The sequence below is a fragment of the Microbacterium sp. NPDC090281 genome, from assembly GCF_044769635.1.
Classification (GTDB): Bacteria; Actinomycetota; Actinomycetes; order Actinomycetales; family Microbacteriaceae; genus Microbacterium.
The window spans coordinates 2,944,922-2,957,156 of the sequence record NZ_JBIVYH010000001.1 but is presented as its reverse complement, the minus strand read 5'-3'; the positions used below and the strand labels follow the sequence as shown (position 1 = coordinate 2,957,156).

The 12,235-nt window shown below is 62.1% G+C and carries 7 protein-coding genes and 3 rRNA genes; 9 read left to right on the top strand and 1 reads right to left on the bottom strand.

The window, feature by feature from the left end; all coding sequences use genetic code 11:
- Positions 1 to 224: 224 nt before the first annotated feature.
- The 3 genes from ACIQTX_RS14210 (at position 225) to rrf (ending at position 5,505) form a co-directional block, all read left to right on the top strand.
- Positions 225 to 1,745, top strand: a 16S ribosomal RNA gene (locus tag ACIQTX_RS14210).
- Positions 1,746 to 2,174: 429 nt separating this feature from the next.
- A 23S ribosomal RNA gene (locus ACIQTX_RS14205) occupies positions 2,175 to 5,280 on the top strand.
- A 108-nt stretch (positions 5,281 to 5,388) separates the two neighbouring features.
- Positions 5,389 to 5,505 (top strand): 5S ribosomal RNA (gene rrf, locus ACIQTX_RS14200).
- The 16S, 23S and 5S rRNA genes sit together here, the layout of an rRNA operon.
- 121 nt (positions 5,506 to 5,626) lie before the next feature.
- Here rrf and ACIQTX_RS14195 read toward each other — a convergent pair.
- Positions 5,627 to 6,742: a hypothetical protein gene (locus ACIQTX_RS14195; RefSeq protein ID WP_402972923.1), complete on the bottom strand. Its 1,116-nt coding sequence runs from the start codon at positions 6,740 to 6,742 to the stop codon at positions 5,627 to 5,629.
- 6 nt (positions 6,743 to 6,748) lie between these two features.
- On the opposite strand from ACIQTX_RS14195, the gene ACIQTX_RS14190 reads away from it, so the two are divergent.
- The 6 genes from ACIQTX_RS14190 to recN are packed head-to-tail and all read left to right on the top strand — an operon-like array spanning position 6,749 to position 12,231.
- Positions 6,749 to 7,567 (top strand): hypothetical protein, encoded by an 819-nt coding sequence (locus tag ACIQTX_RS14190; protein ID WP_402972921.1) that lies wholly within the window; start codon positions 6,749 to 6,751, stop codon positions 7,565 to 7,567.
- Entirely contained in the window at positions 7,567 to 8,604 is a 1,038-nt protein-coding gene (locus ACIQTX_RS14185; protein WP_402972919.1) for an HAD-IIA family hydrolase, read from the top strand. Before ACIQTX_RS14190 ends, ACIQTX_RS14185 begins: the two co-directional genes overlap by 1 nt.
- A 51-nt stretch (positions 8,605 to 8,655) precedes the next feature.
- Positions 8,656 to 8,832 carry a hypothetical protein gene (locus ACIQTX_RS14180; protein WP_402972917.1) on the top strand — a complete coding sequence of 59 codons (177 nt, stop codon included), beginning with the start codon at positions 8,656 to 8,658 and terminating at the stop codon, positions 8,830 to 8,832.
- Positions 8,829 to 9,626: a TlyA family RNA methyltransferase gene (locus ACIQTX_RS14175; protein ID WP_402972915.1), complete on the top strand. Its 798-nt coding sequence runs from the start codon at positions 8,829 to 8,831 to the stop codon at positions 9,624 to 9,626. Before ACIQTX_RS14180 ends, ACIQTX_RS14175 begins: the two co-directional genes overlap by 4 nt.
- Positions 9,623 to 10,543, top strand: a complete 921-nt coding sequence (locus ACIQTX_RS14170; RefSeq protein WP_105528602.1) for an NAD kinase — start codon at positions 9,623 to 9,625, stop codon at positions 10,541 to 10,543. The genes ACIQTX_RS14175 and ACIQTX_RS14170 overlap by 4 nt, the downstream gene beginning before the upstream one ends.
- Complete coding sequence (gene recN / locus ACIQTX_RS14165) at positions 10,540 to 12,231, top strand: DNA repair protein RecN (protein ID WP_402972912.1); 1,692 nt, start codon at positions 10,540 to 10,542, stop codon at positions 12,229 to 12,231. The genes ACIQTX_RS14170 and recN overlap by 4 nt, the downstream gene beginning before the upstream one ends.
- The last annotated feature ends 4 nt before the right edge of the window (positions 12,232 to 12,235 follow it).

Sequence of the window (12,235 nt, the reverse complement as noted above, 5' to 3'; positions counted from 1 at the left end):
GATGGCTGGGTCGTGGGAGCATCCGATCCTTGAGAACTCAACAGCGTGCACTTGTCAAATGCCAAATTATCCTCGTCTAGCTTCGGCTAGTTGAGAATTCCTTTGGATCAAAGACCAACCTCTTCTGGGGGTTGGCAACGGATGAAGTCAGCAATGAATTTGTCTCTTTGGTCAGCATCAAACTCGCTGCGTCACCGTTTTCCCGGTGTCGTATGCATTTCTTTTTTACGGAGAGTTTGATCCTGGCTCAGGATGAACGCTGGCGGCGTGCTTAACACATGCAAGTCGAACGGTGAAGCCCAGCTTGCTGGGTGGATCAGTGGCGAACGGGTGAGTAACACGTGAGCAACCTGCCCCTGACTCTGGGATAAGCGCTGGAAACGGCGTCTAATACTGGATATGTGACGTGACCGCATGGTCTGCGTCTGGAAAGAATTTCGGTTGGGGATGGGCTCGCGGCCTATCAGCTTGTTGGTGAGGTAATGGCTCACCAAGGCGTCGACGGGTAGCCGGCCTGAGAGGGTGACCGGCCACACTGGGACTGAGACACGGCCCAGACTCCTACGGGAGGCAGCAGTGGGGAATATTGCACAATGGGCGCAAGCCTGATGCAGCAACGCCGCGTGAGGGACGACGGCCTTCGGGTTGTAAACCTCTTTTAGCAGGGAAGAAGCGAAAGTGACGGTACCTGCAGAAAAAGCGCCGGCTAACTACGTGCCAGCAGCCGCGGTAATACGTAGGGCGCAAGCGTTATCCGGAATTATTGGGCGTAAAGAGCTCGTAGGCGGTTTGTCGCGTCTGCTGTGAAATCCGGAGGCTCAACCTCCGGCCTGCAGTGGGTACGGGCAGACTAGAGTGCGGTAGGGGAGATTGGAATTCCTGGTGTAGCGGTGGAATGCGCAGATATCAGGAGGAACACCGATGGCGAAGGCAGATCTCTGGGCCGTAACTGACGCTGAGGAGCGAAAGGGTGGGGAGCAAACAGGCTTAGATACCCTGGTAGTCCACCCCGTAAACGTTGGGAACTAGTTGTGGGGTCCATTCCACGGATTCCGTGACGCAGCTAACGCATTAAGTTCCCCGCCTGGGGAGTACGGCCGCAAGGCTAAAACTCAAAGGAATTGACGGGGACCCGCACAAGCGGCGGAGCATGCGGATTAATTCGATGCAACGCGAAGAACCTTACCAAGGCTTGACATATACGAGAACGGGCCAGAAATGGTCAACTCTTTGGACACTCGTAAACAGGTGGTGCATGGTTGTCGTCAGCTCGTGTCGTGAGATGTTGGGTTAAGTCCCGCAACGAGCGCAACCCTCGTTCTATGTTGCCAGCACGTAATGGTGGGAACTCATGGGATACTGCCGGGGTCAACTCGGAGGAAGGTGGGGATGACGTCAAATCATCATGCCCCTTATGTCTTGGGCTTCACGCATGCTACAATGGCCGGTACAAAGGGCTGCAATACCGCGAGGTGGAGCGAATCCCAAAAAGCCGGTCCCAGTTCGGATTGAGGTCTGCAACTCGACCTCATGAAGTCGGAGTCGCTAGTAATCGCAGATCAGCAACGCTGCGGTGAATACGTTCCCGGGTCTTGTACACACCGCCCGTCAAGTCATGAAAGTCGGTAACACCTGAAGCCGGTGGCCTAACCTTTTGGAGGGAGCCGTCGAAGGTGGGATTGGTAATTAGGACTAAGTCGTAACAAGGTAGCCGTACCGGAAGGTGCGGCTGGATCACCTCCTTTCTAAGGAGCATCTGACACTTTCGAGTGTCCAGAACCCAGATCGAAGGCATACGTTCTTCGCTGGGAGCTCATGGGTGGAACATTTGACATGGTGCGATCGATGAGAGTCTTTCCTAGTACACCGCTTCGGTGGTTGGAACGGGGAGGGTTTCGGATGTTGCACCTGCACGCTGTTGGGTCCTGAGGGACCGGATGCGCACTGGCCTTTGGGTCGAGTGCACAGTCGGTTACTCTGGGCCTCTTTCTGTTTCCCCCGTTTGTGGGGTTGTGGATGGGGGCACCGCCCGTACTTTGAGAACTACACAGTGGACGCGAGCATCTTGCAGCTGACTTCGGTCAGTTGCACAAGATGATCTTAAAGATCATTAGTCAATTTCATGCCGGACCTTTCGGGGTCTGGTGTCGATTCTGATTCAAACTCATGTGATTTATCAAGTCTTTAAGAGCAAACGGTGAATGCCTTGGCATCTGGAGCCGAAGAAGGACGTAGCAATCTGCGATAAGCCTCGGGGAACTGATAAGCAAGTTTTGATCCGAGGGTGTCCGAATGGGGAAACCCCGCTGGGCGGCGTGCCGACCTAGTGACTCCCGCCTGAATATATAGGGCGGGTAGAGGGAACGTGGGGAAGTGAAACATCTCAGTACCCACAGGAAGAGAAAGCAACCGCGATTCCGTTAGTAGTGGCGAGCGAAACCGGAACAGGCTAAACCTAGCGTGTGTGATAGCCGGCAGGCGTTGCACGTTGGGGGTTGTGGGACTTTTCAGTCATCTCTGCCGAGATGGCGGCGTTACAAGAAGGTATAGACGAACGGTCTTGAAAGGCCGGTCATAGAGGGTGACAACCCCGTAGTCGAAATGCCTCTCTTGGCGCGAAGAGTATCCCAAGTAGCACGGGGCCCGTGAAATCCCGTGTGAATCTGTCAGGACCACCTGATAAGCCTAAATACTCCCAGATGACCGATAGCGGACAAGTACCGTGAGGGAAAGGTGAAAAGTACCCCGGGAGGGGAGTGAAATAGTACCTGAAACCGTTTGCTTACAAACCGTTGGAGCCTCCTTAGTAGGGGTGACAGCGTGCCTTTTGAAGAATGAGCCTGCGAGTTAGCGATATGTGGCGAGGTTAACCCGTTGAGGGGTAGCCGTAGCGAAAGCGAGTCTGAATAGGGCGATTCAGTCGCATGTCCTAGACCCGAAGCGAAGTGATCTATCCATGGCCAGGTTGAAGCGACGGTAAGACGTCGTGGAGGACCGAACCCACTTAGGTTGAAAACTGAGGGGATGAGCTGTGGATAGGGGTGAAAGGCCAATCAAACTTCGTGATAGCTGGTTCTCTCCGAAATGCATTTAGGTGCAGCGTTGCGTGTTTCTTGCCGGAGGTAGAGCTACTGGATGGCCGATGGGCCCTACAAGGTTACTGACGTCAGCCAAACTCCGAATGCCGGTAAGTGAGAGCGCAGCAGTGAGACTGTGGGGGATAAGCTTCATAGTCGAGAGGGAAACAACCCAGACCACCAACTAAGGTCCCAAAGCGCGTGCTAAGTGGGAAAGGATGTGGAGTTGCCTTGACAACCAGGAGGTTGGCTTAGAAGCAGCCACCCTTGAAAGAGTGCGTAATAGCTCACTGGTCAAGTGATTCCGCGCCGACAATGTAACGGGGCTCAAGCACGCCACCGAAGTTGTGGCATTGACATTATTGGTAGGCCTTCGTGGTCCAGCCGTGTTGATGGGTAGGAGAGCGTCGTGTGGCCAGCGAAGCGGCGGTGTAAACCAGCCGTGGAGGCTACACGAGTGAGAATGCAGGCATGAGTAGCGAATGACGTGTGAGAAACACGTCCTCCGAAAGACCAAGGGTTCCAGGGTCAAGCTAATCTTCCCTGGGTAAGTCGGGACCTAAGGCGAGGCCGACAGGCGTAGTCGATGGACAACGGGTTGATATTCCCGTACCGGCGAAGAACCGCCCAAGCTAATCCAGTAGTGCTAAGTGTCTGAATCCTAGTGACTGATCCCTTCGGGGTGACGCTCTGGGCCTAGCGCACGACCCCATGCTGGTGCGGTTAGCGTATTAACAGGTGTGACGCAGGAAGGTAGCCCAAGCCAGGCGATGGTTGTCCTGGTGCAAGTGCGTAGGCCGAGTCGTAGGCAAATCCGCGATTCACATAGGCTGAGACACGATGCGGATAAAAAGTGGGTGATCCTATGCTGCCAAGAAAAGCATCGACGCGAGGTTCAAGCCGCCCGTACCCCAAACCGACTCAGGTGGTCAGGTAGAGAATACCAAGGAGATCGAGAGAATCGTGGTTAAGGAACTCGGCAAAATGCCCCCGTAACTTCGGGAGAAGGGGGGCCTTCGGCGTATAGGGATTTACTCCCGAAAGCGTTTGGAGGCCGCAGAGACTAGTGGGTAGCGACTGTTTACTAAAAACACAGGTCCGTGCCAAGTCGCAAGACGATGTATACGGACTGACGCCTGCCCGGTGCTGGAAGGTTAAGAGGACCGGTTAGCCGTAAGGCGAAGCTGAGAATTTAAGCCCCAGTAAACGGCGGTGGTAACTATAACCATCCTAAGGTAGCGAAATTCCTTGTCGGGTAAGTTCCGACCTGCACGAATGGCGTAACGACTTCCCAACTGTCTCAACCGCGAACTCGGCGAAATTGCATTACGAGTAAAGATGCTCGTTACGCGCAGCAGGACGGAAAGACCCCGTGACCTTTACTATAGCTTTGTATTGGTGTTCGGTGTGGCTTGTGTAGGATAGGTGGGAGACTTTGAAGCATGGACGCTAGTTCGTGTGGAGTCATTGTTGAAATACCACTCTGGTCACTCTGGATATCTAACTTCGAACCGTAATCCGGTTCAGGGACAGTGCATGGTGGGTAGTTTAACTGGGGCGGTTGCCTCCCAAAAAGTAACGGAGGCGCCCAAAGGTTCCCTCAACCTGGTTGGCAATCAGGTGTCGAGTGTAAGTGCACAAGGGAGCTTGACTGTGAGACTGACAGGTCGAGCAGGGACGAAAGTCGGGACTAGTGATCCGGCAGTGGCTTGTGGAAGCGCTGTCGCTCAACGGATAAAAGGTACCTCGGGGATAACAGGCTGATCTTGCCCAAGAGTCCATATCGACGGCATGGTTTGGCACCTCGATGTCGGCTCGTCGCATCCTGGGGCTGGAGTAGGTCCCAAGGGTTGGGCTGTTCGCCCATTAAAGCGGTACGCGAGCTGGGTTTAGAACGTCGTGAGACAGTTCGGTCCCTATCCGCTGCGCGCGTAGGAAATTTGAGAGGATCTGACCCTAGTACGAGAGGACCGGGTTGGACGAACCTCTGGTGTGTCAGTTGTTCCGCCAGGAGCACCGCTGATTAGCTACGTTCGGGATGGATAACCGCTGAAAGCATCTAAGCGGGAAGCCGGCCTCAAGATGAGATTTCCATACCTTCGGGTGAGAGGCTCCCAGCCAGACTACTGGGTTGATAGGCCAGATGTGTAAGTGCAGTAATGCATGCAGCTGACTGGTACTAATAAGCCGATGACTTGATAACACACCGTTTGTTGGTGCTACGCGTCCACTGAGTGGTTCTCGATGTACGGTCGAGAACCGCATAACAACAATGACTTTGTTATGTGTTTGATTGAAACATCAATAGTGTTTCGGCGGCCATAGCGTGAGGGAAACGCCCGGTTACATTCCGAACCCGGAAGCTAAGCCTCACAGCGCCGATGGTACTGCAGGGGGGACCCTGTGGGAGAGTAGGACACCGCCGGACTCCTTTTAGTCAAAATGGCCACCCATCGTTGGGTGGCCATTTTGCGTTCTACACGAAGAGAATAGGGAGCATCATGCCGGAAGAGGAAGAGCGCCGTCCGCGTCGCAACGACGACAGTGGATCACGCGGGAGCCGCCCTTCCGGCGGCCGCCCTGAACGCAACCGTGATGCCTCTGGCTCTGCCCCCCGCCGTGAGGGCGGCGGGTACAACCGCGACTCGGCTCCGCGCCGTGAAGGCGGTGGGTACAACCGTGACTCGGCTCCGCGCCGTGAAGGTGGTGGCTACAACCGTGACGGCGCCGCCCCGCGCCGCGAGGGCGGTGGCTACAACCGTGACTCTGCTCCCCGCCGTGAAGGTGGTGGCTACAACCGTGACGGTGCCGCCCCGGGCCGCGAGGGTGGTGGCTACAACCGTGACTCGGCTCCGCGCCGTGAAGGTGGTGGCTACAACCGTGACGGTGCCGCCCCCCGCCGCGAAGGTGGTGGCTACAACCGTGACGGTGCCGCCCCGCGCCGCGAGGGTGGCGGCTACAACCGTGACTCTGCTCCCCGCCGTGAAGGTGGTGGCTACAACCGTGATGGTGCAGCTCCCCGCCGTGAGGGTGGTGGGTACAACCGTGATGGTGCCGCTCCCCGCCGTGAGGGTGGTGGGTACAACCGTGATGGTGCCGCCCCGCGCCGTGAAGGTGGTGGCGGCTACAACCGTGACTCTGCTCCCCGCCGCGAGGGTGGCGGCTACAACCGTGATGGTGCAGCTCCCCGCCGTGAGGGTGGTGGGTACAACCGTGATGGTGCCGCCCCGCGCCGTGAAGGTGGCGGCGGCTACAACCGTGACTCTGCTCCCCGCCGCGAGGGTGGCGGCTACAACCGTGATGGTGCCGCTCCGCGCCGCGAGGGTGGCGGCTACAACCGTGACTCTGCTCCCCGCCGTGAGGGCGGTGGCTATAGCCGTGACGGTGCTGCCCCGCGCCGTGACGGTGCTGCCCCGCGCCGTGAGGGTGGCGGGTACAACCGTGACTCGGCTCCCCGCCGTGAAGGTGGCGACCGTGGACAGGCTCGTTCCTACCCGCAGCGCGGGGGAGCAGGCCGGGAGCGTCCGGCCCAGGCGGCGAACGAGCGTCCGCGGTTCGACGAACCGCAGATCCCTGATGAGGTCACCGCGCGCGACCTCAACGGCGCGGCTCGCAACGAGCTCAAGACTCTGAGCAAGGAGAACGCCGAACACGTCGCCCGTCACCTCGCGATGGCTTCACGGCTCATTGATGAGGACCCGGCTCTCGCTCACGAGCACGCGCTGGCAGCTTCTCGACGTGCAGGACGCATCGCGATCGTTCGCGAGACCCTGGGCATCACGGCTTATGCGACCGAGGACTTCGCGCTCGCGCTGCGCGAGCTGCGTACCTACCGTCGTATCTCGGGCAAGGACGACCAGATCGCACTGATGGTCGACAGTGAGCGGGGGATCGGTCGCGCCGATCGGGCTCTCGAGACCGGTCGTGCCATCGATCGGTCCGCTCTCGAGACTCCGGTCCGTGTCGCGTTGGCGATCGCGATGTCGGGCGCCCGGCTCGACCAGGGCGACCTCGAACTCGCACTCGGTGAGCTCGAGATCCCAGAGCTCGATCCTGATCGCGCATTCGAGTGGAGCCCTGCTCTTTTCGCCGCGCGCGCAGCTGTGCTCGAAGATCTCGGACGTACCGAGGAGTCAGAGTTCTGGTCGCATCGTGCCCAGGTCGCGGCCGAAGCTCTCGGCATTGATGAGGGTGGCGACGAAGAGATCTTCATCGAAGACAGCCTGATCGAGGGTGAGTTCCTCGATGAGGAGGCCTCCGAGCTCGCTGACGACGTGGAATCGGACGAGGCGGACGTTTCGCAAGGCGAAGCTGCAGAAGACACTCATGCCGACGACGCTTCGAAGGAGGAGCCGGCTTCAGACGAAGATGCTGTCTCAGACGAAGAGCCGGTTGTCGTGGAAGAGCCGACGGTTGAGGACGAGGTGCGCGAGCTCCTGGGCGAAGACGAGACTGACGACGAGACCGACGAAACGACCCCGGAGGCGTAGTGGCGCTGTTCTCCCGGAAGCGCGCCCCGCGTACGCCTCTCGACGGCGTCGACACGATCCTCGCTGATCTCGATGGCGTGGTGTACGCGGGCCCCGGCGCTCTCCCGTTCGCGGTGGAGAGTCTCAATGAGGCGGCGAAGTCGGCTCGGCTCGGATACATCACCAACAATGCTGCGCGCACGGACGCATCGGTCGCGGCGCACTTGAGCAGTCTCGGCCTCAGGGTCGAGGCCTCGGACGTCGTCACCAGCCCGCAGGCGGCGATGCGTCTGATGGCGCGGATCGTGCCGGCACCGGCAACCATTCTGGTTATCGGCGGCGACGGGCTCGTCGACGAGGTGCAGAAGGCCGGTTACACGGTGACGCGCAGCGCCGAGGATTCACCGAGTGCGGTTGTGCAGGGTTTCGCGCCGGAAGTGGCCTGGACGGATCTGGCCGAAGCGGCTTTCGCTCTCAAGCTTCCCGAAGAAGACGGCGGCATCCCGTGGATCGCCACGAACACCGACTGGACGATTCCTCGCGAGCGCGGTGTCGCCCCCGGGAACGGGACGCTGGTCTCGGCGGTGCACACCGCCGTCGGGCGACTGGCGACCGTCGCCGGGAAGCCGGAGGCGCCGATCTTCGAAGAGGCGCTCGTCCGGTTCGGTGCTCAGAAGGCGCTGTTCATCGGAGACCGCCTCGACACCGACATCATGGGTGCGAGCCGGGTCGGGATCGAGTCGGTACTGGTCCTCACGGGCATCGACCGGCCCAAACACGTACTGGCAGCGCCTGAAGGCTCGCGTCCCACGTACATTCTCGGCGACCTGCGCGAATTGCATCTTCCGTACCCAGAGGTCACGGAGCAGGACGGCGTGTTCCACGTCAACGGCGCCGCCGTGCGGGTCTCGGGAGCGGATGTCGAGATCGTGGCGGAGACCGGCGAGCAGATCGACCTGCTGCGCGCGGGCGCCGCTGCCATCTGGGCGTCCGGGACTCCGGTGTTCGTGCTGCGGGTCCCCGAACGCCTCTACGACGATCCCTTCCACAGGCCCTGAGCATCTCGCGTGGCTCCGTCCTGCGTCGGAGGGGCCGCGTACAGTAGAACCGTGAGCGAAGAGACGACGAGCGCGCCGACTGACGGCCTGTGGAGCCGACTGCGCCTGATTGAAGGGCAGCCGCTTCCCGCGCGAGCCGACGCCTACTCGGCCCTTCATGACGAGCTCTCCCGGCGCCTTGAAAGCGGCTCGAAGTTCGAGCAGCGGGAGGCCTCGGGATCCCGATGACGCGACTCGACGCCGCCCTCGCCGCTCGAGGACTCGCCCGTTCTCGTACCCACGCGGCCACGCTCATCTCCGAGGGACTCGTGAGTGTCGACGGACGCCCGGTCGTGAAGGCGTCCACCGCCGTCGGCGATGCGGCGGAGATCACCATCGCCGGTTCCGACCACTACGTCGGGCGCGCCGCCCACAAGCTCATCGCGGGGCTCGACGGTTTCGGCATCCCGGTCGACGGGCTGCTCGCGTTGGACATGGGTGCGTCGACGGGCGGTTTCACCCAGGTGCTCCGCGAGCGCGGCGCACGAAAGGTGCTCGCTGTCGATGTCGGACACGGACAGCTGGCCCCATCCATCGCCGCCGATCCCGGAGTCGTGGCGGTCGAAGGATTCAACGTCCGCTACATGACCCGTGAGAACCTCACGGAGGCGACAGGGGAGGCCGCGGCGCCCGAGCTGGTCGTCGGCGACCTCTCGTTCATCTCCCTCGAACTCGTGCTGCCGGCTGTCGCCGCGGTCTGCGCCGCCGAGTCCGACATCCTGCTGCTCGTGAAGCCGCAGTTCGAGGTCGGACGCACGGCCGTACGCGGGGGACTGGTCACCGACCCGGCCACGCGCGCCGATGCGGTGGCCCGCACTGTGTGGAGCGCGTGGGATGTGGGACTCGGGATGCTCGGCATCCTTCCCTCCCCGATTCTCGGGACCCACGGCAATGCCGAGTATCTGGTGCACCTCGCGCCGGGGCGAGGCAGTAATCCGACAGAATGGCTGGACAGCATCAACCGACTGGCAGGAGGACGATGAACGAGCGCAGCATCCTGGTCGTCGCCCACGCGGGCCGTGTGGAAACCGTCGAGGCCGCTCGTCGGGTGATCGACGCCCTCCGGGAAGCGGGAGCACGGCCGGTGCTCGCCGCCGACGATCACGAGGCCCTCGTGGCCGTCGATCCGTTCTTCGCAGATGCCGACGTGCTCGGAGTCTCCATCGACCCTGCCGACCTCGAGCTGGCGATCGTGTTGGGCGGAGACGGGACGATCCTGCGCGCCGCGGAGCTCGTGCGTGACAGCGGTGCTCCTGTGCTCGGCATCAACATGGGCCATGTCGGATTCCTCGCCGAGATCGATCGCGACGACATGGACAAAGCGGTACGCCGCGTGATCGACCGTGACTACGAGGTCGAGGAGCGGCTGGCACTCTCCGTCCGGGTCAAGGATTCCGAAGGAGACGTCGTCTACGAGACCTGGGCGCTCAACGAAGCCACGGTCGAGAAGGCCAGCCGTGAGCGGATGATCGAGGTCGTGCTCGAGATCGACGGGCGTCCGCTGTCGAGCTTCGGCTGCGACGGCATGGTCATCTCCACTCCCACCGGTTCGACCGCCTACAACTTCTCCGCCGGGGGACCGGTCATCTGGCCGAGTGTCGAGGCGATCGCCGTCGTGCCGCTGTCGGCGCACGCGCTGTTCGCCAAGCCGCTCGTGGTGAGTCCCGACGCTTCCGTCGCGATCGAGATGCTCGAGCGCACCGACGGCTCCGGCATCCTGTGGTGTGACGGGCGTCGCTCGCACGACCTGCCTCCCGGCGCCCGCGTGGTGGTCCGGCGGTCTTCGCGTCCGGTGCGCCTCGCTCGCCTGCACCCCACCGCCTTCACCGACCGACTCGTGCGCAAGTTCCAGCTGCCGGTCGAAGGTTGGCGCGGCCAGGCGCAGGGGGCGCCGTCGTGATCGAGGAGATGCGGATGCAGGGGCTCGGCGTCATCGCCGACGCCGTGCTGCCGCTGGGCCCGGGGTTCACCGCGATCACCGGCGAGACGGGTGCCGGTAAGACGATGGTCGTCACCGGACTCGGGCTCCTGCTTGGTCAGCGTGCCGATTCCGGCGCGGTGCGTGCCGGCGCCGCCCAGGCCTCGGTGGCAGGGGTGTGGGTCGTCCCCGAAGGCGGGAGCGTCGCAGAGATCGTCGCGGACGCCGGCGGCGAGCTGGAGCCGGTCGGCGCAGGCCGCGCGGAGCTCTACGTCTCGCGCACGCTGAGCGCAGAGGGCCGCAGCCGAGCCAGCGTCGGAGGCCGTGCGGCACCGGCGGGCGTGCTCTCCTCGCTCGCGGAAGAACTCGTCGTCGTGCACGGCCAGTCCGAGCAGCTTCGCCTTCGCTCCGCCGCCGCCCAGCGTGATGCACTCGACCGCTTCGGTGGCACCCCGATCGTGGACGCCGTCGAGAAGTATGCCGGAGCGTTCGCCCGTTGGCGCGCCCTCGACACCGAGATCTCCGAGATCACCGAGAACCGTGACCGTCGCGCCGAAGAGGCGGCCCGGCTCAGGGAGGCTCTCGCACTGATCGAGGCGACGGCTCCGGAACAGGGAGAAGACCAGGAACTCACCGCGCGTGCAGAGCGTCTCGCGAACGCCGAAGAGCTGCGGCTCTCGGCATCCCTCGCACATGGAGCGCTCTCCAGCGAGGAGGGAGAGCCCGATGCCTCGGCGCTCGTCGCGGAGGCGCGTCGTGTGCTCGAGCGTGCTTCCGACGCCAAGCTGACCGAGATCGGCGAGAGTCTCGCCGACATCGGATACCGGATCGCCGATACCGCGGGACTGCTTTCGGCCTACCTCGCCGACCTCGACGAAACGGGTCCCCACGAGCTCGCCGCGGTCGAGGAGCGCCGAGCGGCTCTGGGCACTCTGATCCGCGCACACGGTTCTCTCGACGAGGCTCTGGCCCTCTGGCAGACAGGATCCGCGAGACTGGCCGAACTCGACGACGACGACGATCGCATCGAGCGACTGCTCGCGGAGCGCGATGCGGCGCGGGCTGAGCTCGATGCGCATGCGACCGCGCTGACCGCAGCGCGCACAGATGCCGCCGCACGCCTCGGTGAAGCCGTGACCGAAGAACTGCACGCGCTCGCGATGCCGGATGCGCGCCTCGAGGTCGCGGTCTCCGAAGGTGCCGAGAGCACGCATGGCCGTGATGATGTCGCGATCCTGCTCGCCCCGCATCCTGGAGCCGAGCCGCGCTCGGTCTCGAAGGGCGCCTCGGGGGGCGAGTTGTCTCGGGTCATGCTGGCGATCGAGGTCGTCATCGCCGCGACAGACCCTGTTCCGACGTTCGTCTTCGACGAGGTCGACGCGGGCATCGGCGGCGCAGCGGCCATCGAAGTCGGTCGGCGACTCGCCCGACTCGCAGAGAAGTCGCAGGTCATCGCGGTCACGCATCTCGCGCAGGTCGCGGCCTTCGCGAACAATCATCTGTCCGTCGTGAAAGCCAATGATGGCGCGGTGACAGCCTCGAGTGTGCGGCGTCTGGAGGGCGGGGAACGTGAAGCCGAGATGGCCCGTCTGCTCTCTGGACTCGCCGATTCGGATGCTGCTCTGACCCATGCCCGTGAACTTCTCAGCCTCCGCGTCCCCACCGCCTGATAGG

What these genes read in the sequence shown, in the direction of transcription:
- ACIQTX_RS14190 (WP_402972921.1), top strand. Translation starts at nt 6,749, where the DNA reads ATGGCTTCACGGCTCATTGATGAGGACCCGGCTCTCGCTCACGAGCAC.
- ACIQTX_RS14170 (WP_105528602.1), top strand. Translation starts at nt 9,623, where the DNA reads ATGAACGAGCGCAGCATCCTGGTCGTCGCCCACGCGGGCCGTGTGGAA.
- ACIQTX_RS14175 (WP_402972915.1), top strand. Translation starts at nt 8,829, where the DNA reads ATGACGCGACTCGACGCCGCCCTCGCCGCTCGAGGACTCGCCCGTTCT.